This window comes from Flavimobilis soli (assembly GCF_002564025.1).
Taxonomy (GTDB): Bacteria; Actinomycetota; Actinomycetes; order Actinomycetales; family Cellulomonadaceae; genus Flavimobilis; species Flavimobilis soli.
In genome coordinates this window covers 1,602,916-1,624,516 of the sequence record NZ_PDJH01000001.1, presented here as the reverse complement: position 1 = coordinate 1,624,516, position 21,601 = coordinate 1,602,916, and the positions used below count along the sequence as shown (strand labels likewise).

Here is a 21,601-nt window from a genome sequence, read left to right as displayed (position 1 = left end):
ACCGAAGAGAACTCTCGGAGGCGTCACCCATCCGCTGACCCCGCGCACCCGTCCGGGGCCGTGGCGCCAACCCACGTAAGGATCTGATCCCCATGAACATCGCATCGAAGACGACCGCGCTCGGTATCGCCGCGGCGCTGGTCGCCGCGCCACTTGCGGTTGCCGCGCCGGCCGCGGCCCTCGAGCTGACCAGCGCATCCGTGTCCGCGTCCGCGTCCGTGACGACGAGCCTGACCTCTGCTGCCCTGTCCCCGCAGCGCACGGCCTACAACGAGGCTGTCGCGGCTCGCAAGAAGCTCGACGCGTCGATCAAGGCCGCCAAGAAGATGGCGACCGGGTCGCGGACGAAGTACCTGAAGAAGGCTGACCGGAAGGTCGTCTCCAAGGCGCTGCCGGCTGCGACGAAGGCTCGCGCCAAGGCTGTGAAGCAGATCAGCAAGACGAACATCGCGTCCTCGCAGCGGGCCACCAAGGCCCTGACGAAGGCGCGCACCGTCCTGCTGAAGAAGACGAAGCGCCAGCGGTCCCTCGTCTCTGCTCGTGTGGCGGCTGCCAAGAAGTTCTCGTCTGCGATCACGGCGACGAAGAAGGCTCTCGCGGCCGAGAAGAAGCTCTCGAGTGGTTCCAAGGCCAAGAAGGTGACGTCGGCGGAGAAGAAGTCGCTGTCGTCGCTGCGCACCAAGGCGACGAAGGCTCGCACCGCTGCGCTGAAGAAGCGCAAGGCCACCAGCGCCACGGCGACCACCAAGGCCGCGAAGTCGCTGAGCGCGGCTGCCAAGCGCCTGCAGAAGAAGGTCAACACCGTCAACAAGCGCCTGAAGCAGTCATCAACAACGAACAAGAACGTGGATGTATGGGTCGGGGTTCTGTGCGCCCGCGGCTACTCGTACTACACCTATGACCCGAAGCTCGGCTGGACGCTGACGGCCGCAATCAAGGACGCCAAGTCGCACCGCTGTGGAGCCTTCTACGAGATCCGCCAGAACGGCAAAGAGATCCAGCTCTACTGACCCACCCCCGAACACCGCCCGGCTCACGCGAGCCGGGCGGTGTTGCTCTGCCGAGCCTCACCCCACGACCGACACCCCAGTACCAGGAGCCGCACCATGGCAACCGACACGACCGTCGCTGAGAGGCCCGCAGCGGCGTTCATCGCCGATCCGCGGGCCGCTGCCCTCTTCCTCGAGGTTGCTCAGGCGCCGAGTTTCTTGAGCACCTCGTCGCACCAGGCTGTGAGCGCGTCCGCTGAGGCGAGGACCCGAGTGACGTGGCGGGGGCGGGCCGATGAACGTTGAGCCACGTTCTCGTGCGGCCCTTCGTTCCCGGTGGTGGGCTGTGCAGGATCGATCCATGATCACCCGCACCATCGCGCCGCACCTCGACGGGCGCCGCCACGAGACCGCGATCGACCGTATCGACGACCCCTTCGCGCCCGTCGGGCGCTTCGCCGTCCCGATCGAGGTGGTCGACGCGACGACGCCGTACCCCGTCGTCGCGGAGCTGTTCCGGCCCGAGTACGTGACCTCGGTCGCCGTCTGCCGGGCTGACGAGCTCGGCGCCGTCGGCCTCATCTCGCGGGAGCGCTACGTGGCGCTCAGCGCCGGGACGCTCGGCTACGGCCGCGCGCTGCTCGCCCGGCGCCAGATCGGGGAGGTCGTCGACTGGGGGCCGCTCGCGGTCCCGCAGACGATGCCTATCGTCGAGGTCGTGGGCCGCGCCATGGCGCGGCCCGAGTCCCGCCGCTTCGACGACGTCGTCGTCCACGGCGCCGTGTGGCAGGTGGTGACGGTCCGGGCGCTCGTGCGCGCCCTCGTGGACGTCGTCACGACGCAGTGGCGCGCCTGAGCGGTGCTAGCCGTCAAGAGGTGCGGCGTGCGACGCGGCTCGCAGCCCACGCCCCGAGCATGACGAGGAGCGACGCGGCGGCGATCGCCGCGAGCAGCTCGATCAGGACAGGCAGCTCTTGGTACGCCCCGAAGCCCACGAGGGGGGCCATGAGGAGCAGCATCGTGACTGTCGTGAGGCCGACCGAGGCGACGAGCGGGATCGCGGTCTCCCTCAGGCGCGCGCGGTCGAGCGTGCGCTGCTCGGTGCCCGCGAGGACGAGCGCCGCCGTGGCGTCCCGCTGGTCGATCGCGCGGCCGGCCTGCATCACGCCCGTCGAGACGGCGGCGAGCAGGCCTGCGATCCCGAGCGTGAGGAGTGCGCCGGTGCGCACGTCGGCGTAGAGCACGACGTCCCAGCGGCTCGCTTCGTCGCCCGGGCTGAACATCGCGGTGAGGCTCGCGAGCCCGGCGATGAAGGTCGCGAGGGCGACACCGCCGACGGACCGCCAGGCGGTGCGCGGGTCGTCGACGAGGCGGCGGCTCGCGAGGAGCGTCTCGACGCGTCGGGCCCACCGTCCGGTGATGCGACCGACGACCTGCAGGGCGAAGGGACCGACCGCGCCGAGCGCGGCGAAGCCGAGCATGAGCACGCCGACGATCACGAGGATGCCGACCGTCTGGGACCCGAACGACGCACCTGCGGCGATCGGCATCGCGACGAGCGCGCCGACGAGGACGAGACCGCGGCGGGCACGCAGCCGTGGAGGGCTCGTGCGCGCGGCGACGCCGAGGGGCGTGACGAGGACGCGTCGCAGGCTCGCGAGCGCCGAGACCAGCGCGACGAGCACGACGACGGCGACAGCCGCGAGGATGGCGGGCATGCCTACCCACAGCTCACCGAGCGTGAACGTGCGGTCCTGGAACCGCAGGAGGGAGACGACCGGCAGGAGCACGGTGTAGCCGACGACGCCGGCCACCGCACCGGCCAGGGCCTGCGCCGTCGCGTCGAGCGTCGTGAGCGTCGTGACCTGGGTCGTCGTGGCGCCTGCGAGCCGCAGGGTCGCGAGCCGCTCGTCGCGCCGCGCGACAGCGAGGCGGGCTGCCGCGCCGCTCAGCGTGGCGAGCGGGACGAGGAGCAGGAGCGCCGCGATGCCCGCGAGCACGGGGTAGAGGTCGGTGTCGGGCCCGGCCGACGGGTCGTCGACGCGCGCCGTGAAGGCGCCGTATCCTCCCGCGACGACGAGCAGCGTTGCGGTCGCGGTCGCGAACGCGACGACGGCGAGGAGCGTCGTCAGGCGTCTCGGGTCGCGGTCGTCCGCTGTGCGGCCTCTGAGGAACCACCAGAGCTCGAGCGTGGTCACAGGGCACCGCCCGGCACGGTGCGAGGGGCGGCGACGTGCTCGCGGACGATCCGGCCGTCGCGCATCGTCACGGTGCGGGTGCAGTGGCGGGCAACTCCCGCGTCGTGCGTGACGATGACGAGCGACGCACCGTTGGCTGCGGCTGCCGCGGTGAGGACGCTGAGGACCTCCTGCCCCGTCGTCTGGTCGAGAGCGCCGGTGGGCTCGTCCGCGAAGATGACGCCGGGGTGCCCGACGAGCGCGCGGGCGATCGCGACGCGCTGCGCCTGGCCGCCTGAGAGCTCGCCCGGACGGCGTTCCTCGAGCCCGCCGAGGCCCAGCCTGCCCAGCTCGGCCCGCGCGATCGCGACCGCGCTCGCGCGCGGGACGCCCGCGAGCATCAGCGGCAGTGCGGCGTTCTCGACGGCGGGCAGCTCGGGCAGGAGCCTCCCTGACTGGAAGACGAAACCGAAGTCGGTGCGTCGCAGCCGGGTGCGGTCGGTGTCGGGCAACGTCGCGAGGTCGGCACCACGCCAGCCGACGGACCCTGAGGTCGGGGTGAGGATCCCCGCGAGGACGTGCAGCAGCGTCGTCTTGCCGGACCCGGACGGGCCCATGATGGCGACCGACTCGCCGGGCTCCACGATGAGACCGACCCCGTCCAGGGCACGGGTGGCGAAGGGGCCGTCACCGTAGACCTGGGTGAGGTCGCGGGCGACGAGACGGTCGGTGTGGTGAGCTTCCATGACCTCATCGTGCGCGGAGCCCGCCCACGACCGCGTCGGGCCGGGGGCGGGTCCGTGCGCGGCGCGTGCGCCCGTGGGGGGACGCAGGTCGTCCCCCCACGGGATGACCCGAGACCCGTGGCGCGGGTCAGGGCTTCGGGACGTTCCGCAGGTTCGACCGCGCCATGGAGACGACCTCGCCGAGCCCTCCGCCGAGGACCTCCTTGCTCATCGCGACGGCGAAGCCGCGCACCTGCTCGGCCGTGATTGACGGCGGGATCGACAGGGCGCGAGGATCGGTGACGACGTCGACGAGGGCGGGGCCAGGGCGGTCGAACGCCTCACGCAGCGCTCCGCGCACGTCCTTCGGGTCGGTGACGCGGACAGCCGGGATGCCGATCGCGTCCGCGACCTGCGCGTAGTCGACCTCGGGCGAGTCCGTGCCGTACGAGGGCAGGCCCTCGACGAGCATCTCGAGGCGCACCATGCCGAGCGTCGCGTTGTCGAACAGGACGATCTTCACGGGCAGGTCGAGTGCCTTGATCGTGACGAGCTCGCCGAGGAGCATCGCGAGGCCGCCGTCGCCCGCCATCGCGACGACCTGCCGTCCGGGTGAGGACTTCGCGGCGCCGATCGCGTGCGGCACGGCGTTGGCCATCGAGCCGTGCAGGAACGACCCGATGACGCGCCTGCGCCCGTTCGGGCTGATGTAGCGGGCGGCCCACACGTTGCACATGCCCGTGTCGACGGTGAACACGGCGTCGTCCGCCGCCTCCTGGTCGAGGACGTCCGCGAGGTACTCGGGGTGGACCGGCACGAGCGACTCGGCGCTCTTGCCCTTGTACGCGCCGACGACGCCGCTCATCGCCTTGACGTGCTTCTTGCGCATCGAGTCGAGGAAGCGCCGCGACTTCGCCTTGTCGACGAGCGGCAGGAGCGCGCGCACGGTCTCGCCCACGTCGCCGACGACGGCCACGTCGAGCCGGGTGCGCCGGCCGAGGTGCGTCGGCTCGATGTCGACCTGGGCGGTGCGCACGTCGTCGGGCAGGAACTGGTCGTACGGGAAGTCGGTGCCGAGCAGGATCAGCAGGTCGGCCTCGTGGGTCGCCTCGAAGCACGACCCGTAGCCGAGCAGACCGGACATGCCGATGTCGAACGGGTTGTCGTACTGGATCCACTCCTTGCCGCGCAGCGAGTGGCCGATGGGCGCGGCGATCTTGTCGGCGAGCGCGATGACGTCGTCGTGCGCGCCGCGCACCCCGGCCCCCGCGAAGATGACGACCTTGCGGGCCTCGTTGACGGCGTCGGCGAGCTCGCGCACCGAGGCGGGGTCGGGGACGTGGCGCGGCCTGGGCGGGCGGCAGGACACGTCGGTGACGAACCCGACGGCGTCGAGGTCCGCGACGTCGCCCGGCAGCGTCAGCACGGACACGCCCGGCGCGCCGTAGGCATGGTGGATCGCGGACGCGATGACGCGCGGCGCCTGCACGGCCGACGAGATCATCTCCGAGTAGACGGAGCACTCGGTGAACAGCCGGTCGGGGTGCGTCTCCTGGAAGAACTGCGTGCCGATCTGGTTGCTCGGGATGTGGCTCGCGATCGCGAGGACCGGCACGCGCGACCGGTTGGCGTCGTACAGCCCGTTGATGAGGTGCAGGTTGCCGGGCCCGCACGAGCCCGCGCACACGGCGAGCCGGCCCGTCACCTCGGCCTCGGCCGCCGCGGCGAACGCGGCGGCCTCCTCGTGCCTGACGTGCACCCACGAGATGTCGGCGCCCTCCTTGCGCGCGCGGCGCACGGCGTCGACGACAGGGTTGAGCGAGTCACCGACGATCCCGTAGATGTTGCGGGCGCCAGCCTCGATCAGCTGGGCGACGAGATGGTCGGCGACCGTCCCGTCCGGGCGTGCGGGTTTGTTCTTGGCCACGGTGGTCCCCTCGGCAGGGTGCGGGGCAGGCCCGCACGACGGTCTGGACGTTCTTGTCCATCCTGCGCCGCGCGGCTGCAGGCCGCAGAGTGGAGGGATGGACGACGTCGCAGCCCCGCAGCTCTTGCCCTCGCGCGTGACCGCGCTCGTCACGGGCGCGACCGGCTACCTCGGCGGGCGCCTCGTGCCCCAGCTCCTCGCGGCCGGGCACCGCGTCAAGGTGATCGCGCGCGACGAGCGCAGGCTCGCCGAGGTGCCGTGGCGTGACGACGTCGAGGTCGTCGAGGGGGACCTGAGCGAGGCCGAGGACACCGCGCGCGCCCTGCGGCCCGACGGCGCGGGCGGTGACGCGGCGGGCGACGTCGACGTGCTGTTCTACCTGGTGCACTCGATGGGGGCGAGCGGCGACTTCGAGACGACGGAGCTCGACATGGCACGCTCGGTCGCGCGCGAGGCGCGCCGCGCTGGCGTGCGCCGGATCGTGTACCTCGGTGGCCTGCACCCGGACGGTGTCGAGCTGTCGCCGCACATGCGTTCGCGGACTGCTGTGGGGGACGCGCTGCTCGACTCGGGCGTGCCGACGATCGTCTACCAGGCAGGGGTCGTGATCGGGTCGGGCTCGGCGTCGTTCGAGATGATCCGGCACCTCACGGAGAACCTGCCGGTCATGCCGGCGCCGGCGTGGGTGCGCAACCGCATCGAGCCGATCGCGGTGCGCGACGTGCTGCACTACCTCGTCGGCGCGGTGCGGGTGCCGCTCGACGTGAGTCGCCGCTTCGACCTCGGCTCGCGCGAGGTGCTCTCGTACGCGGGGCTCATGTACGGCTACATGCACGAGGCCGGGCTGCCGAAGCGACGCATCTACTCGCTGCCGACGCCCGCGCCGCGGCTCGCGGGCTGGTGGGTCACGCTCGTGACGCCCATCCCGCACGGCATGGCTGTGCCGCTCGTGCAGTCGCTCCAGCACGACGCCGTCAGCCGCGAGCACGACATCGACGAGCACGTGCCGCTCCCGCCGGACGGTCTGACGCCGTACCGCGAGGCGGTGCGCCTCGCGCTCGGCAAGATGAGCCGCGGCGACGTCGAGACGACGTGGGCGGGGGCGTCGTCGGGCGTGCCTGCGGACCCGCTGCCGAGCGACCCCGCGTGGGCGGGCCTGACCGTCTACACGGACGAGCGGGAGCGGACGGCGCGGCACGTCGACCCTGCGGACGCGTGGCGCGTCGTCGAGGGCGTGGGCGGCGCGAACGGCTGGTACTCGTTGCCCGTCGCGTGGGCGGTGCGCGGGCTGCTCGACAAGCTCGTCGGTGGCGTGGGCGGCCGGAGGGGCCGCCGCCACCCGGAGCGGCTCGTCGTCGGTGACGCGGTCGACTGGTGGCGGGTCGAGGCGCTCGAGCGCGGCCACCTGCTGCGGCTGCGCGCGGAGATGCGCGTGCCGGGCGACGCGTGGCTCGAGATGGTCGTCGAGCCGGCCGAGGGCGGCGGCACGAGCTACCGGCAGCGGGCGATCTACTTCCCGCGCGGCCTGCGGGGCAAGGCGTACTGGTGGGCGATCTGGCCCTTCCACGCGCTCATCTTCCCCGCGATGGCGCGCAACCTGCTCGCCGCGGCTGCGGCGAGCCACGACGACGCGGGGCAGGCGCAGACGGCGTGATCCGGGCTCTCAGCGCTGCAGCAGGATGATGATGACGAGCTGCGTGATGAGAAACCCGGCGACCATGTTCAGCCACAGGAAGCGGCGCCACCCGGCGTTCGCGCGCTCGCAGTCCTCGTCCGTGATGCTGCGGAACGGCGCGACCGACACCGCGTAGCCGAGCGGGATGACACCGCCGAGCACTCCGGGCCAGCCCGCGCCGAGCATGAGGACGGCGGCGAGCAGGTAGCCGCCGATCGCGAGCTGCACGGTGCGACGCGCGCCGAGCACGGTCGCGATCGACGCGATGCCCGCGGAGCGGTCGGCACGGACGTCCTGCACGGCGCCGAACGCCTGCGACGCGGCTCCCCACGCGAAGAACGCGGCGAGGACGGCCACGACGGGGCCGGTGAACTCGCCGCCCGTGAGCGTCACCGCGAAGACGGCGGGCGACACGAAGTGGGTCGACGACGTCAGCGAGTCGAGGACCGGCTTCTCCTTGAACCGCAGCCCCCGTGCCGAGTACGCGACGACCGCGAACAGCGACACCGCGAGCACCGACGTCGACGCGAGCGTGCCTGCCGCGACGAGCACGACGACAAACGGCAGGCACGTGAGCGCCGACGCCCACAGCGTCGCGCGGTGCAGACGCCGGTCCAGGACGATGCCCTCGACACCACCCTTACGCGGGTTGGCGAGGTCGGACTCGTAGTCGAAGACGTCGTTGATCCCGTACATCGCGAGGTTGTACGGCACGAGGAAGAACACCGTCGCGACCGCCATCAGCCACCAGCGGTCGCCGCCGGCGAGCAGGTACGCGGCCGCGAACGGGTACGCGGTGTTGATCCACGACAGCGGTCGGGACGTGCCGACGAGCCCGCGCAGCAGGCTCGTGCGCTCGGGGTGGGGGGCGACGTCGTCGCGGGAGGTCATGCGTGCTCCTCGAGCTGGCGGTCGGTCGGGACGGAGGGGGCAGCGTCGGCCGGGCGCGGGGCGAGCGCGACGCGCAGGGCAGGCAGCAGGAGCCCGGCCGCGAGCGGCCAGGCAAGGTCCTCGAGCGGCGCCCGCCAGAGGATCACGCCCGTGAGGCGGTCCTCGTCGAAGCGGAAGAGGTCGGACATGACCATGAGCGAGTCGAACACGACCGTCAGGACGCACAGCACGAGGACCGTCACGGCCACGGCGGCGGCGAAGCGCCGCGGCAGCGTGCCGCGCCGTCGTGCGACGACGACGCACGCGGCGTGCAGCACGACGACGACCGCGAGGGCGACGACGGCGAGGTCCAGGTACGTCACGACCGCACCTCCGGCGTCGGGCGCGTGCCCTGCCCGAGGAGGCGCAGCGCGCCGCCGAAGACGACGAGCGTGAGGTAGCTGAGGAACGTCACGAACACGAGCTCCTCGACCGGGAGGTGGGGCGCGACCTCGACGCCGAGCATCGCGCGGCTCTCGCCGCGGCCGAAGAAGCCGCGGGAGATCGCGACGGCGTCCCACACGAGGAAGCCGGCCGCGCCGACGAGCGTCACCGCGACCGTCAGCGCGCGGGCGCGGCGCTCGCGCGCGAACAGTGCGACCTTCCACCGGGCATCGATCGTGACGACGCCCGCAAAGGAGAACGCGAGCGCGCCGAGGTACCAACCGGTCACGCCGGACGTCCCGGGGTCACGGGCGGGCGGTGGCGCAAGGTGTTGGCGGGCAGCGGCCCGGTCGACGTGTCGCCGCGCAACCTCTTGAGCGCGATCTCCGCGCTGATGAGGCACATCGGCAGCCCGATGCCGGGGATCGTGGAGCCGCCCGCGTAGAGCAGGCCGTCGACGTGGCGGGAGGCGTTGCGTCCGCGGAGCATCGCGGACTGCCGCAGGGTGTGGGCAGGCCCGAGCGCACCGCCGCGCCAGGACAGCAGGTCGGTCGCGAAGTCGCCCGGACCGACGGTGCGGCGCAGGACGATCCGCTCGGCGAGGTCGGTGACGCCTGTCCACGCGGCGACCTGGGCGATCGCGGCGTCCGCGACGCGCTCGACGGTCTCGTCGCCCGCGCCGCCGATGCCGCCGCGGCCGAGGCTCGGCCCGTCGACCGGGTCGGCGGGGACGGGCACGAGGATGAAGAGGTTCTCGTGCCCCTCGGGCGCGACGCTCGGGTCCGTGCGCGACGGCGTGCACACGTACAGCGACGCGGGGTCGGGTACGCGGGGGTTCTTGCCGTAGACGGCGTCGAAGTTGGCGTCCCAGTCGGACGTGAAGAGCAGCGTGTGGTGGATGAACCGAGGCAGCTCGCCGCGCACGCCGAGGTGCACGAGGACAGCTCCGGGACCAGGGTCGCGGCCCGCCCACCAGCGCTCGGGGTAGGTCTGGAGCTTCTCGGGGAGCAGGCGCGTCTCGAGGTGGTGCAGATCGCCTGCTCCGACGACGACGTCGGCCGGGACGAGGTGCGTCCCCTCGGCGTCGCGCACCTCGACACCGGTCACGTACGCGCGGCCCGTGCGTGACGTGCGGCTGGACGCGCCCGGGCTGCGGCCCTCGCGGGTCAGGACGGCGGTGACCTCGGTGCCGGTGACGATCGAGACGCCGGCCTCGAGCGCGACCTTGCGGACGGCGTCGATCACGGTGCCGAAGCCGCCCTGCGGGTAGAGCACGCCGTCGGCCAGGTCGAGGTGGCTCATCAGGTGGTACATGCTCGGCGCGCGGTCGGGGCTCGTGCCGAGGAAGACCGCCGGGTAGCCGAGCACCTGCCGCAGACGCGGGTCGGTGAAGGAGCGTGCGACGTGCTTGTCGAGAGGGCGCAGCAGCAGGGACAGGAGGGTGCCCGTGCGGCGCAGGACCTCGCGGGTCGCGAGCGGCCGCAGCGACTGGAAGCTCGTGTACAGGAAGCGCTGCACTGCCAGCTCGTAGGCCTCGCGCGCGAGACCGAGGTACTTCCGGAGGCGTTCGCCCGCGCCAGCCTCGACGCTCTCGAACAGGGTGACTGAGTCCTCCAGGTCCGAGCGCACGTCGAGCGGCGCCCGGCACATCGTCGCGTCGTCCTCCGTGATGACCCGGTACGCCGGGTCGAGGCGGACCAGGTCGAGCTCGTGCGCGGCGGACGTGCCCATGAGCTCGAAGAAGTGGTCGAACACCTCGGGCATGAGGTACCAGGACGGGCCCGTGTCGAACACGAAGCCGTCAGACTCCCAGACGCCGCAGCGCCCGCCGACGCTGTCGCGACGCTCGATCACCTCGACGTCGTGCCCGTCGCGCGCGAGGAGCGCGGCGGTGGCGAGTCCGGCGATGCCGGCGCCGACGACGACGACGCGGCTGCGGGTCACGGTGTCACCTCCCGGGTACGGCCGAGGCGGGCGTCGACGAGGGCGACGCGGGCGAGCACGGCGACCTTGGTGCGGGTGGGCACGCGCACGCGGCGCGCGGCGATCGTCGCGGCGGGGGTGCGGCGGAGCTGGTGGGACAGGGCGGCGAAGAGCGCGTGCGCGGCGAGGACGCCCCGACGGCACGAGCGCGGCAGCTCGCCGATCGTCTGGCGGGCGAGCGCGAGGTCGGCGTCGATGTCGTCGAGGATGCGGTCGCGCTCGGCGTCGGTCAGGCGCGTCGGAGCGACCTGGAGGTAGTTGCGTCCGAGCTCGGCACGGTCGGCGGCGAGGTCGCGCAGGAAGTTGACCTTCTGGAACGCGGCGCCGAGCGCGACCGCGCCGGGGGCGAGGTGCTCGTAGCGGGCCTGGCGGTCGGCGGCGTCGCCAGGAGTGTCGAGGAGGAACACGCGCAGGCACATGAGCCCGACGACCTCGGCGGAGCCGTGCACGTACGCGCCGAGCGACGACGCGTCGTGCTCGGTGCGCGCGAGGTCGGTGCGCATCGACTCGAAGAACGGCTGCGTGAGCTCGGCGTCGATGCCGGCGGCGCGCGCGGTCAGGGCGAAGGCGTGCACGGTGAGGTTCGTGGAGTAGCCGCGCTCGACGGCGCGGGACGCCTCGGCCTCGAGGTCGTCGAGCAGCTCCCGGCGGTCCTCGACTGTCGTGCCGTCGAACGCGCCGTCGACGATCTCGTCGGCGAGGCGCACGAGGCCGTAGATGCTGCGCACCTGCGTGCGCACGGGCTCGGCGAGCATGCGGGCGGCTCGCCCGAAGCTCGTCGAGTAGGCGTCGATGATGGTTGCGCTCGCCCGCAGGGCGGCGTCGTCGTACCGGGCTCTGTCTGCGGCGGTCATGCGGCGCGCGACTGCCGGGCCGCCCGCGAGGGGAGGGCGCCGATCCACTCGACGAGGTCGTGGGGCAGGCACGCGGCACGCGCGAGGGCGCGGGCGGCGGCCATGTGGTCGAACGCGAGCGCCTCGACGAACGCGCGCGAGCCGCACGCCTCGAGGGCGCTGCGCGCGATCGCGGCCCCCTGCTCGTCGAGGTCGGCGGCGCCGTGGAACGGCGCGATGCTCTCCCAGGCGCCGGTCGTGCGGGCGTGCGCGATGATCGGCGTGTGCTTGCCCTCGCGCAGGTCGGTGAGGTTGGACTTGCCGGTGTGCGCCGGGTCGCCGAACGTGCCGAGCACGTCGTCCTGCAGCTGGAAGGCGAGGCCGAGGTGGCGGCCGAGCAGGTCGAGGATCGGCAGCACGGTGGTCGCGCGCTCGGAGTCGACGAGGGTCGCGGCGGCCTGGAGGGGGAGCACGAACGAGTAGACCGCGGTCTTGCGCTCCTCCATCTTGAGGACCTGCTCGAGCGTCGGCTCGAGGATGCCGAGGCTGAGCTCGACGTCCTCGAGCTCGCCTGCGGCGGTCGTGCGGATGGCCTCCTCGAAGAGGTCGAGGAGCGCGGTGATCACGTGCGGGGGAGCCTTGGTGCGGGCGACGGCGGTGATGGCGCCGCTGATCGCGAGGTCGCCGGCGAGGATCCCGGCGGCGTCGCCGAAGGTCGCAGCGGCCTGGGGGGACGCGCCGGCGGCGCGGGCGCGGCGGGCGAACATCCCGCTGACGTTGAGGCGGCCGCGACGGATCGTGTCGTGGTCGATCACGTCGTCGTGCATGACGAACGCGCCGTGCAGCAGCTCGACCGCGTCGCCGACGTGCGCGGCGACCTCGAGGTCGGTGCCGCCGAGCGCCTGGTAGGTGCGGGTGACGAGCTGGGGGCGGGCGCCCTTGCCACCGGCGGCGGCGTGGCGCATGGCCTCCCACAGGGTGCGGTAGGTCGTGTCTGGCGGGTCGAGAAGCTCGGCGTGTGCCTCGCCTGCGGCGAAGAACGCCTCGCGGGGGGTGGCCTGGGCGGTGGGTCGGGCCTGCGATGCGGTGAGGCTCGGGGCGGTGACGGTGACCATGGCTGCTGCTCCTGCGTCTCGGGTACGGCACACATTAGCCCAAAAAGGCTAGCCAGGCTAGCAACTTTCCAAACTAGGGATCATGCGGGTGCGACATGTAGACACCGTGCCCGGAAAGTCCCGGTTGCGCCAGGCCTGAACGACGGCAGATGCAGCGACGCCCGCCCCGCTCGATCACGGGACGGGCGTCGGAGCGAGCCGGTCAGGCCGCGCCGTCGGGCACCTGTCGCGCGCTCGACCGCTTGAGGATGCGCATCGAGGCGAGCACGAGCAGCGCTCCCGTCCCGGCGCACACGATCGCAACCATGAAGCCCGCGTGCGGGCCCGCCGCGTCGATCCGCGAGCCCGCGATCGACGACCCGAACGACACGCCCACGCCGAGCGCCGTCCCCACGTACGTGAGGCCTTCGGTGAGCTGCGCGGGCGGGACGATGAGCTGCACGAGCCCGTTGCCACCGATGAGCGACGGCGCGATCGTCAGGCCCGTGACGAACATGACCGCGGCGAGCGCCACGAGCGAGTTCACGAGGGGGAACAGCGACACCCCGGCCGCGAGCGCGAGCATCGTCACGGTGAACCGAGCCCACAGCGGGGCCACCCAGCGCCGCGACCCGTACCAGAGGCCCGACACGAAGGAGCCGGCGGCGAAGACGGCGAGCACGATGCCCGCCGAGGTCTTCTGGCCGAGCGACTCGGCGAATGCGATCGTCGCGACGTCGCCCGCGCCGAAGACGCCGCCGAGCGCGACGAACACGAGGACGAGCATGATCATCGCGCCGAACCGCAGCACGCTCGGCGGGCGCTCGGCCCGCGTCTGCGGGACCGGCGTCGGCTCGGTGTCCTTGAGCGACAGGAACCAGTAGCCGCCGACGAGCATCGTCACGATCGGGAACACGAGCCCCGCCCAGGGCGTGACCGAGGTGGCGAGCCACGTCGCGAGCACCGGGCCCAGGACGAACACGAGCTCGTCGAGAGCGGCCTCGAGGGAGTAGGCGGTGTGCATGTCGTGCGGGTCGTCGAGCAGGAGCGTCCACCGCGCGCGCACGAGCGTGCCCATCGAGCCGATCGTCGAGCCGGCGAGCGCAGCGATCACGTACAGCGCCCACGACGGCGCGATCGCGACGGCGGCGATCATGAGGAGCGTGATGCCTGACGCGGAGACGGCGAGGAGCGGGCGCATGACACGCGCCTGCCCGTGACGGTCGATGAGGCGGGCGATCTGCGGGCCGCACACGGCCTGCGACAGGACGTAGACCGCGGAGACGCGGCCGGCGAGCTCGTAGGACCCGTAGAGGCCCTGGATCATCAGCACGATGCCGATGCCCACCATGGACATCGGGAAGCGGGAGATCAGCCCCGAGATCGAGAACTGTGCTGCGCCAGGGCGCGCAAGGATCGCCCGGTAGGGCCCGCCGAATGCCATTGCGCCATTCTCTCACCGCGTCTGCGCTCGTCGGTGGTGAGATCGGCCACCCGTCAGCCGACCGCGAGCCGGATCGCGATGCCGATCATGACGACGCCGACGAGGCCGTCGATCACGCGCCACGTCGTCGGACGGTCGAGGACTCCTGACAGGGCGCGGGCGCCGACCCCGAGGAGCGAGAACCAGACGGCGCTCGCGGCCATCGCGCCCGCGGCGGCGACCCAGCGCAGGTGCCCGAAGCTGTTGGTGACCGTCCCGAGCATGACGAGCGTGTCGAGGTAGACGTGGGGGTTGAGCAGGGTGACGGCGAGGGTCGTGAGCGCGGCCGAGTGCGCGGGGCGCGGCTCGCTCGCGACGAGCCCCTGGTGGGGCTTGAGGGCGGACCTCAGCGACGTCGCTGCGAACGCGAGGAGGTAGACGACGCCGCCCCAGCGCAACACCTCGAGCACCCAGGGCGCGGCGGTCCGCAGCGCGCCGATGCCGGCCGTGCCGGCCGCCATGAGCGCGATGTCGCACGCGACGCAGATCCCGACGACGATCGCGACGTGCTCGCGGCGCAGGGCTTGCCGCAGCACCCAGGCGTTCTGGGCGCCGATCGCGGCGATGAGGCCCAGACTCGCGAGGAAGCCGGTCGTCAGGGCGGTGAGGGCGGTGTTCACAGGGCGAGGCTAGGCACGCTCACAGCGTGAAGGCGAACGCGATAATCTTCACATCGTGAAGCAGACCTTCATCAGCCCTGATCAGCTCGCCGCGCTCGCTGCGATCGCCGACGAAGGTTCGTTCGAGGGCGCCGCCAACGTCCTGGGCGTGAGCACGTCGGCCGTGAGCCAGCGCATCCGCGCGCTCGAGGCTTCCCTCGGTCGCATCCTCGTGCGTCGCGGCACCCCGTCGACGGTGACCGACGACGGTGCACCCGTCCTGCGCCACGCCCGCCAGCAGGCGCTGCTCGCAGCCGAGCTGGCCGACGAGCTCGGCGGGGTCCCGGGTGACGGCGAACCGGTGCCGCTGACCGTCGCCGTCAACGCGGACTCCCTCGACACCTGGTTCCGGCACGTCCTCGTCGCCGCCGGCTCGTGGTCAGACACCTACCTGCAGGTCGTGTCCGACGACGAGGCGCACGCCGTCGACCTCCTGCGCAGCGGCACCGTCATGGCCGCCGTCTCGACCGACCCCGTCGCCGCGCCCGGCTGCCGCGCCGAACCCCTCGGCGTCGTGCGGTACAGCCCGCGCGTCCACCCCGACCTGCTCGAGCGCTACGCGGTGCGCAGGCCCAACCACGTGCCACGCCTCCCGGTCGTGCGCTTCGACACGAAGGACGAGCTGCAGGACGCCGCGCTCGCCGCAGCGGGCCTGCCGCGCGCCGGGCGCGGCCCCGCCGTGCCGAGCCCGAGCGCCTTCGCGACCGCCGTCCGGGCCGGCATGGGGTGGGGCATGCTCCTCGACAGCCAGGTCGAGGCCGCCCCCGAGCTCGTCCCCGTGCCAGGGCTCGAGCCTGTCGAGCGACGGCTCGTGTGGCAGCGCTGGACCATCGCGGCCCCGCGCCTCGACCGGCTCACCGCGGCCGTCCAGCAGGCGTTCCCCGGCTGAGCGTCACCGTTCCAGGAACGGCCGAGGGCCGGTGCGCACGGATCGTGCGCACCGGCCCTCGGCCCCTGGAGGCGCTGTCAGGCGAGCGCGTCGGAGACGACCTGCTTGGCCTCCTCCTGCACCTGCGCGAGGTGCTCGGCCGAGACGAACGACTCGGCGTAGACCTTGTAGACGTTCTCCGTGCCCGACGGGCGCGCCGCGAACCACGCGTTCTTCGTGGTGACCTTGAGGCCGCCGATCGCCGCACCGTTGCCGGGCGCCGCGGTCAGCTTCTCGACGATCTCCTCGCCCGCGAGCGAGGTGGAGCGCACCTGCGCGGGGTCGAGCTTCGACAGCGTGGCCTTCTCCTCGAGCGTCGCGGGTGCGTCGACGCGGGCGTACCAGGACTCGCCGTGCTCGGCGACGAGCTCGGCGTGCCGCTGGGACGGGGACTTGCCGGTCTTCGCCTGGATCTCGGAGGCCAGCAGCGCGAGCAGAAGGCCGTCCTTGTCGGTCGTCCAGACGTTGCCGTCGGTGCGCAGGAACGACGCGCCCGCGGACTCCTCGCCACCGAAGCCGACCTCGCCCGTGAGCAGCCCCGGCACGAACCACTTGAAGCCGACCGGCACCTCGACGAGGCGGCGTCCGAGGCCGGCCGCGACACGGTCGATGAGCGCGGAGGACACGAGCGTCTTGCCGATCGCGGCGTCCGGGCGCCAGCCCGGGCGTGCGCCCGAGAACAGGTAGTCGATCGCGACCGCGAGGAAGTGGTTCGGGTTCATCAGGCCTGCGTCGGGCGTGACGATGCCGTGGCGGTCCGAGTCGGCGTCGTTGCCCGTCGCGATGTCGAACGGCGCGGCGCCGCCCGCGGCGGGACGCATCGCGCCCACGAGGGACGCCATCGCGTTCGGCGACGAGCAGTCCATGCGGATCTTGCCGTCCCAGTCGAGCGTCATGAACGCCCAGCGCGGGTCGACCGTCGGGTTCACGACCGTGAGGTCGAGGCCGTAGCGCTCGCCGATCTCGCCCCAGTACTCGACGGACGCGCCGCCGAGCGGGTCGGCGCCGATGCGCACGCCCGCGGTGCGGATCGCGTCGAAGTCGACGACGTTCGCGAGGTCGTCGACGTACGCCGACAGGAAGTCGTGCTTGAGCGTCGTCGGCGCCGCGAGCGCCGCCTCGAGCGACACGCGACGCACCTTCTCGACGCCGTCGCGCAGGATCTCGTTCGCGCGAGCGGCGATGACGGACGTCGCGTCCGAGTCGGCGGGGCCGCCGTGCGGCGGGTTGTACTTGAAGCCGCCGTCGCGTGGTGGGTTGTGCGACGGCGTCACGACGATGCCGTCGGCGAGGCCCGGGCCCTCCACGCGGACGCCCTCGGACGTGCTCGCGCCGTTGTGCAGCAGGATCGCGTGCGAGACGGCGGGCGTCGGGGTGTAGGAGTCGCGCGCGTCGATGCGCACGTCGACACCGTTCGCGGCGAGGACCTCGAGCGCGGACTGCCATGCGGGCAGCGACAGCGCGTGCGTGTCACGCCCGATGAACAGTGGGCCGTCGATGCCTTGGCTGCGCCGGAACTCGACGATGGCCTGCGTGGTCGCGACGATGTGCGCCTCGTTGAAGGCGCCGTCGAGGCTCGACCCGCGGTGACCGGACGTGCCGAACACGACCCGCTGCGCGGGGTCGTCCAGGTCGGGCTTGCGGTCGTAGTACGCGGCGAGCAGCGCGTCGACGTCGATGAGGTCTTCGGGGAGGGCAACGGTTCCAGCTCGAGGATGCATGCTCCGATCCTGCCACCCGCGCGGGGCTGCGCGCGCCGCAGATCTGGGCCTTCCGGACCTTTTCCCGGCGGCGTCCCGCGCTCCGCGCGAGAGCCCGCGGCCGCTCTCCGCCGCGGGGGGCGGGCCGGTACGATGAGCGCATGGCCAAGAACCCCACCCCCGACTTCGTGCTGCGCCCGTTCGAGAACCTCCCCGGCGAGGCCGACTGGGTCGCGCTGCGCGAGGTCGTCCCCGCCGCGACGGCGACCGCGCGGACGACGAAGGAGCACGGCGCTCGTGACGTCGTCGTGACGACGACCCTCCCGGGCGGGTGGCCGGCCCTGCACCGCGCCGACGGCGCGATCCTGCTCTCCATCCAGGGCCAGGGCGGTTCCGGCGACACGAGCCGCGACCTCGCGGCGAACCTGCTCGCCGTCATGGAGCTCGAGCCGGGCACGTCGCTGACGACCGTGGGCCTGCCGGGCGAGGGCCCGCGCCTGCAGGACGTCCTCGACCTGACCGTCCCCTTCGAGGTGACGATCCACGACGGCTTCGACTACTGGCTCGACCCGAGCCAGGAGATCACGCCCGACCTCAAGGAGTCCCTCGAGGAGGCCGCGTCGACGATCATCCCGACCGAGAAGCTCGCGGGCGTCGAGAGCGCCTACCTCGCGGACTTCGGTGCGCGCCGCTACCTGCGCTGGTCGATGGCCGTCGAGGAGGACCGCCTGATCGACGCGATCGCGCGCCTGCACGCGAAGCGCCAGTCGTCGCTCGGCAAGTCCCGCTTCCTCGGGGCGTTCCGCTCGTCCGGCATCTGCGTGCCGGTGTGGGACATCGTCGCGGGCACGACGATCGAGCAGCTCGAGAAGGACGCCGAGGCGTTCGAGAAGCTCCTCGCCCCCGCCCTCGAGAGCACCGAGCCGCTCGACTCGAACGAGCGTCGCGCGCGGGCGGGCATCATCGCCCGCCAGGTCACGCTCCGCTGATCCGCCCGAAAGACCCCGCCGACCGTCCTTCGTGGCGGGCGGCGGGGTTTTCCGCACACCCTTTTTGCGGAGTCTTGGTAGACCTAGACCAATTCAGCAGAACCCCGTGGCCTCCACTAGGGTGGACCGTGTGACAGAGGATCCACAGGACCGGACGGAGCAGGCGATGGTGCCTGCGGAGTCCACGGACCTGCCGGTGGCAAAGACGCCCCGCCCGCAACCCGGACCCAACGGCCGCACCCGCCAGCGCGTCGCCGTGATCATCCCCGCGAAGGACGAGGCGCGGCGCATCGCCGCGACCGTGCGTTCCGCGCGCGCCATCCCGTACGTCGACCTCGTCCTCGTCGTGGACGACGGCAGCGACGACGACACCCAGCACGTCGCCCGTGAGGCGGGCGCCGTCGTCGTGCGCCACTCGCACAACCGCGGCAAGGCCGCGGCCATGGAGACGGGTGCTTCGATCGTCGCGATGCGCGACTCCGCCGACCGCCCCCCGCGGCTCCTGCTGTTCATCGACGGCGACCTCGGCGAGACGGCCGTCAACACGGCCCCGCTGATTCCGCCGGTGCTCAAGGGCGCAGCCGACATGTCGATCGCGCTCCTGCCGCCGCAGCCCGGCGCGGGCGGGCACGGCATCGTCGTGGGCGCGGCACGTCGCGCGATCGCGAGCCTCACGGGGTGGACGCCGACCCAGCCGTTGTCGGGCCAGCGCTGCCTGACGCGTGAGGCGTTCGAGGCGGCGACGCCGCTCGCGCACGGCTGGGGAGTCGAGACGGGCATGACGATCGACCTCGTGCGCCGCGGCTACGTCGCGGTCGAGGTCCCGTGCGACCTGCGGCACCGCCCGTCGAAGAAGGACCTGCGCGGCACCCTGCACCGGGCGGCCCAGTACCGGGACGTGCTCTTCGCGGTCAACGCTCGGAAGATGCGGTCCGTCCTGGGTGGTCGTCCGCGCTGACCTCGGCGACCCGGCCGAACGTCACGACGACGAGCGGCAGGGCGAGCGTCGCGGCGACCGCCGGGATGATGATGCCCGAGTCGTTGAGAGCGAACGCGATCGCCTGGACGACGAGCAGCGAGACCAGGCCTGCGCCGAGCACGGGCAGCTCACGCGCGACGAGCTTGAGCGGCGCCTCGAGCCGCCCGCCCGCGCGGCGCACGCCCAGGTAGACGAGGACCGCCGCGCCGAGCGCGATGAGCGTGAAGGGCGTGCCGACGAGGTTGCTCGCGTTCTGCGAGAGCTTGCGCGTCACGACGCCCCACAGGCCGCCGTCGATCACGGTCTGCACGAACGCGCCGAGGTGCGTGCGCTCGCCCTCGGGCCGCAGCCAGTCGAGGACGGCGAAGAGCGACACCGTCACCGCGCCGGCACCCAGCACCACGAGCACGCGCCGCCAGGTCAGACGGACACCGAGCACGAGGAGCACGAGGACGGCGAAGCCGGGGACGAGAGCGGGCGGCCCGCCGAAGTCCGCGCCGATCGACGGCAGGCCGTCGAGCGCGACGGCGACGAGGCCGACGAGCGCGACGACGCCGGCCGCCAGGCGGCGCCGACCGCGCGCGACGAGCGGGGTCGCCATGCTCGCCGCGAGCAGGACGGTCGACGTCGCGAACAGCGTGAACGCCGTGTTGTTGAAGCCGTAGAAGCGCCCCGCGACGAGCGCCTGGGTCCCCATGAGCGAGGTGAGCTGGAGGCGCGCGCCGAGCGCGACGTCGACCGCGAGGACGACCGCCGTCAGCGCGGTCACGACCGTGAGCGGACCGAGCGGGCGACGGCGCACCGCGGGCAGGAGGCACAGCGCGACGACGGCCCCGACGATCGCCGTGATGACCGCCGCGACCGTGAGGTTCGGGGCCGGCGAGCGCCACCACGGCACGAGGTTCGCGAGGAAGGTCGCGGTCGGCAGGGACGCGAGCGCGAGCCCGACCGTGCGCACCCGGCGGAGCCACGCCAGCTGGTATCCCTTCGCGCTGTCGCGGCCCGCGCGGGCGATGCCGAGGCTCACCGCGACCTGGAGGGCGATGTTCGCGACGGTGAACAGGACGTAGAACGGGGAGATCGCCGCACGGACGACGACGGAGCGCAGCGCGTCGTCGCGCAGCGCGTCGGCACGCGCGTCGAGCGGGGTCGCTGCGCCGTCGGCACGCACGGGCGAACCGTCGAGGCGGTGCGTCGCGGTGCTCGTCGCGCCCGGGGCGGCGCGGTCGATGATCGTGCGCGTGAGGTCGTAGCCGAGGACGTACCCGGGCTGGCGGGTCGACGCGGAGTCGAGGACGCCCGCGGCGTCCGCTCCTGACGTGAGTGGGCCGACCGCGGCAGCGATCTGCAGGCGCGGCTCGCTCGCCGCGTCGGCGAGCGAGGAGAGCAGGACGAGCGGCTCCGTGCCCGCGGTGCCGAGCGCGTCGAGGACGTCGGCGACGACCGAGTCGACCGCCGCGACCCCGGAGGCGCGCTCCGCGGCAGTCTCGCCGCGCACCGTGCCCGCGTCGACGACGACGACGTCCGCGGTCGCGAGGTCGTCCGCGAGCGACGCGGTCAGGGCGTCGTCGACGGGAGCCCACGCCGGGACGCGTCCGTCCGAGCCGGCGAGCGCGATCGCCGCACCGGGACCGTAAGCCGCCGTCGTCAGGCCGGCCTCGGCGAGGACGTCGCCGAGCGTCCCGGGCACGGCGTCGTACTGGCCCTCGCGCGCGGAGGTGACGTATGCGTCCCACGCCGGGACCTCGACGTCGCCCGTGCCGCTCGGGTCGTCGAGCGGACGGCACCGCTCCTCGGCGCCGTCGACAGGCTCGTACGTCGTGTCCCCGGCCCGGGTACCGCTGGACAGGGCCAGCCAGCCCTCCGCCGGGCACGTCGACGAGCGCACGTTGCGCACGACCGTGCTGCCGACCGCACCGCGTCCCGCGAGCTCCCACAGGGCGGGCGTCGCCTCGGGCGACACGTCCTCCCACTGGACCCCGACGGTCCCGACGACGACGACCTGCACGGGCGGCGGCGGGGCCGTCGCGGCGCTCGCGGTGGGGACGGCAGCCGCGAGGGCGAGCCCTCCGAGCGCCGCGGCCGCCCCGAGACGCGCGAGGGGACGGCGGGTGCGGGTCAGGAGGCTCACCCGCCCAGCCTACGG

At 73.0% G+C, this 21,601-nt stretch carries 19 protein-coding genes; 6 read left to right on the top strand and 13 right to left on the bottom strand.

The annotated features are described in order from the left end of the window. Window positions 1–92 precede the first annotated feature (92 nt). Window positions 93–1,010, top strand: a complete 918-nt coding sequence (locus ATL41_RS07385; RefSeq protein ID WP_098457903.1) for a hypothetical protein — start codon at window positions 93–95, stop codon at window positions 1,008–1,010. Between the two features lie 340 nt (window positions 1,011–1,350). Next, complete coding sequence (locus ATL41_RS07375; RefSeq protein ID WP_098457901.1) at window positions 1,351–1,845, top strand: CBS domain-containing protein; 495 nt, start codon at window positions 1,351–1,353, stop codon at window positions 1,843–1,845. A gap of 13 nt (window positions 1,846–1,858) precedes the next feature. On the opposite strand, the gene ATL41_RS07370 is transcribed toward ATL41_RS07375, so the two are convergent. From ATL41_RS07370 to ATL41_RS07360, 3 genes are all read right to left on the bottom strand, one after another. Further along, a complete protein-coding gene (locus ATL41_RS07370; RefSeq protein WP_098457900.1) occupies window positions 1,859–3,187 on the bottom strand; it encodes an FtsX-like permease family protein in 1,329 nt (442 codons plus the stop codon). Then, complete coding sequence (locus ATL41_RS07365; RefSeq protein ID WP_098457899.1) at window positions 3,184–3,912, bottom strand: ABC transporter ATP-binding protein; 729 nt, start codon at window positions 3,910–3,912, stop codon at window positions 3,184–3,186. Before ATL41_RS07365 ends, ATL41_RS07370 begins: the two co-directional genes overlap by 4 nt. 127 nt (window positions 3,913–4,039) lie before the next feature. Beyond that, a complete protein-coding gene (locus tag ATL41_RS07360) occupies window positions 4,040–5,818 on the bottom strand; it encodes a pyruvate dehydrogenase (protein WP_098457898.1) in 1,779 nt (592 codons plus the stop codon). Between the two features lie 97 nt (window positions 5,819–5,915). On the opposite strand from ATL41_RS07360, the gene ATL41_RS07355 reads away from it, so the two are divergent. Continuing rightward, window positions 5,916–7,472 carry an SDR family oxidoreductase gene (locus tag ATL41_RS07355; protein WP_098457897.1) on the top strand — a complete coding sequence of 519 codons (1,557 nt, stop codon included), beginning with the start codon at window positions 5,916–5,918 and terminating at the stop codon, window positions 7,470–7,472. Window positions 7,473–7,481: 9 nt separating this feature from the next. Here ATL41_RS07355 and ATL41_RS07350 read toward each other — a convergent pair whose 3' ends face one another. The 8 genes from ATL41_RS07350 to ATL41_RS07315 all read right to left on the bottom strand — a co-directional run bounded on the left by ATL41_RS07350 (window position 7,482) and on the right by ATL41_RS07315 (window position 14,820). Further along, complete coding sequence (locus tag ATL41_RS07350; protein ID WP_098457896.1) at window positions 7,482–8,384, bottom strand: prenyltransferase; 903 nt, start codon at window positions 8,382–8,384, stop codon at window positions 7,482–7,484. Further along, the gene (locus ATL41_RS13165; protein ID WP_098457895.1) at window positions 8,381–8,746 is read right to left on the bottom strand and encodes a lycopene cyclase domain-containing protein; all 366 of its coding nucleotides are present in this window, start codon (window positions 8,744–8,746) and stop codon (window positions 8,381–8,383) included. Before ATL41_RS13165 ends, ATL41_RS07350 begins: the two co-directional genes overlap by 4 nt. Beyond that, the gene (locus ATL41_RS07340) at window positions 8,743–9,096 is read right to left on the bottom strand and encodes a lycopene cyclase domain-containing protein (protein WP_098457894.1); all 354 of its coding nucleotides are present in this window, start codon (window positions 9,094–9,096) and stop codon (window positions 8,743–8,745) included. Before ATL41_RS07340 ends, ATL41_RS13165 begins: the two co-directional genes overlap by 4 nt. After that, window positions 9,093–10,751: a phytoene desaturase family protein gene (crtI, locus tag ATL41_RS07335; protein WP_098457893.1), complete on the bottom strand. Its 1,659-nt coding sequence runs from the start codon at window positions 10,749–10,751 to the stop codon at window positions 9,093–9,095. The genes ATL41_RS07340 and crtI overlap by 4 nt, the downstream gene beginning before the upstream one ends. Beyond that, a complete protein-coding gene (locus tag ATL41_RS07330; RefSeq protein ID WP_098458978.1) occupies window positions 10,748–11,644 on the bottom strand; it encodes a phytoene/squalene synthase family protein in 897 nt (298 codons plus the stop codon). Before ATL41_RS07330 ends, crtI begins: the two co-directional genes overlap by 4 nt. Further along, the gene (locus tag ATL41_RS07325) at window positions 11,641–12,738 is read right to left on the bottom strand and encodes a polyprenyl synthetase family protein (protein WP_098457892.1); all 1,098 of its coding nucleotides are present in this window, start codon (window positions 12,736–12,738) and stop codon (window positions 11,641–11,643) included. The genes ATL41_RS07330 and ATL41_RS07325 overlap by 4 nt, the downstream gene beginning before the upstream one ends. Before the next feature lie 202 nt (window positions 12,739–12,940). Then, the gene (locus ATL41_RS07320; RefSeq protein ID WP_098457891.1) at window positions 12,941–14,161 is read right to left on the bottom strand and encodes an MFS transporter; all 1,221 of its coding nucleotides are present in this window, start codon (window positions 14,159–14,161) and stop codon (window positions 12,941–12,943) included. A gap of 53 nt (window positions 14,162–14,214) precedes the next feature. Then, on the bottom strand, window positions 14,215–14,820 hold the full coding sequence (locus ATL41_RS07315; protein ID WP_098457890.1) for a LysE/ArgO family amino acid transporter: 606 nt from the start codon (window positions 14,818–14,820) through the stop codon (window positions 14,215–14,217). Between the two features lie 55 nt (window positions 14,821–14,875). Here ATL41_RS07315 and ATL41_RS07310 point away from each other — a divergent pair, with 55 nt between their 5' ends. Continuing rightward, window positions 14,876–15,748 carry an ArgP/LysG family DNA-binding transcriptional regulator gene (locus ATL41_RS07310; protein ID WP_219810371.1) on the top strand — a complete coding sequence of 291 codons (873 nt, stop codon included), beginning with the start codon at window positions 14,876–14,878 and terminating at the stop codon, window positions 15,746–15,748. Window positions 15,749–15,825: 77 nt separating this feature from the next. On the opposite strand, the gene pgm is transcribed toward ATL41_RS07310, so the two are convergent. Next, window positions 15,826–17,508, bottom strand: coding sequence for a phosphoglucomutase (alpha-D-glucose-1,6-bisphosphate-dependent) (pgm, locus tag ATL41_RS07305; RefSeq protein WP_098457889.1), 1,683 nt, complete (start codon window positions 17,506–17,508; stop codon window positions 15,826–15,828). A 140-nt stretch (window positions 17,509–17,648) separates the two neighbouring features. Here pgm and ATL41_RS07300 point away from each other — a divergent pair, with 140 nt between their 5' ends. Both ATL41_RS07300 and ATL41_RS07295 read left to right on the top strand, forming a co-directional pair. Beyond that, the gene (locus ATL41_RS07300; protein ID WP_098457888.1) at window positions 17,649–18,476 is read left to right on the top strand and encodes a DUF5926 family protein; all 828 of its coding nucleotides are present in this window, start codon (window positions 17,649–17,651) and stop codon (window positions 18,474–18,476) included. 166 nt (window positions 18,477–18,642) lie between these two features. Next, a complete protein-coding gene (locus ATL41_RS07295) occupies window positions 18,643–19,434 on the top strand; it encodes a glycosyltransferase family 2 protein (protein WP_098457887.1) in 792 nt (263 codons plus the stop codon). Here ATL41_RS07295 and ATL41_RS07290 read toward each other — a convergent pair. Next, a complete protein-coding gene (locus ATL41_RS07290) occupies window positions 19,388–21,586 on the bottom strand; it encodes a hypothetical protein (RefSeq protein WP_098457886.1) in 2,199 nt (732 codons plus the stop codon). The genes ATL41_RS07295 and ATL41_RS07290 overlap by 47 nt on opposite strands. Between the last annotated feature and the right edge of the window lie 15 nt (window positions 21,587–21,601).

Coding starts and splice junctions, on each gene's coding strand:
- ATL41_RS07350 (WP_098457896.1), bottom strand. CDS start 8,384: ATGACCTCCCGCGACGACGTCGCCCCCCACCCCGAGCGCACGAGCCTG.
- ATL41_RS07300 (WP_098457888.1), top strand. CDS start 17,649: ATGGCCAAGAACCCCACCCCCGACTTCGTGCTGCGCCCGTTCGAGAAC.
- ATL41_RS07385 (WP_098457903.1), top strand. CDS start 93: ATGAACATCGCATCGAAGACGACCGCGCTCGGTATCGCCGCGGCGCTG.
- ATL41_RS07375 (WP_098457901.1), top strand. CDS start 1,351: ATGATCACCCGCACCATCGCGCCGCACCTCGACGGGCGCCGCCACGAG.
- ATL41_RS07355 (WP_098457897.1), top strand. CDS start 5,916: ATGGACGACGTCGCAGCCCCGCAGCTCTTGCCCTCGCGCGTGACCGCG.
- ATL41_RS07325 (WP_098457892.1), bottom strand. CDS start 12,738: ATGGTCACCGTCACCGCCCCGAGCCTCACCGCATCGCAGGCCCGACCC.
- ATL41_RS07330 (WP_098458978.1), bottom strand. CDS start 11,644: ATGACCGCCGCAGACAGAGCCCGGTACGACGACGCCGCCCTGCGGGCG.
- ATL41_RS07365 (WP_098457899.1), bottom strand. CDS start 3,912: ATGGAAGCTCACCACACCGACCGTCTCGTCGCCCGCGACCTCACCCAG.
- ATL41_RS07295 (WP_098457887.1), top strand. CDS start 18,643: ATGGTGCCTGCGGAGTCCACGGACCTGCCGGTGGCAAAGACGCCCCGC.
- ATL41_RS07320 (WP_098457891.1), bottom strand. CDS start 14,161: ATGGCATTCGGCGGGCCCTACCGGGCGATCCTTGCGCGCCCTGGCGCA.
- pgm (WP_098457889.1), bottom strand. CDS start 17,508: ATGCATCCTCGAGCTGGAACCGTTGCCCTCCCCGAAGACCTCATCGAC.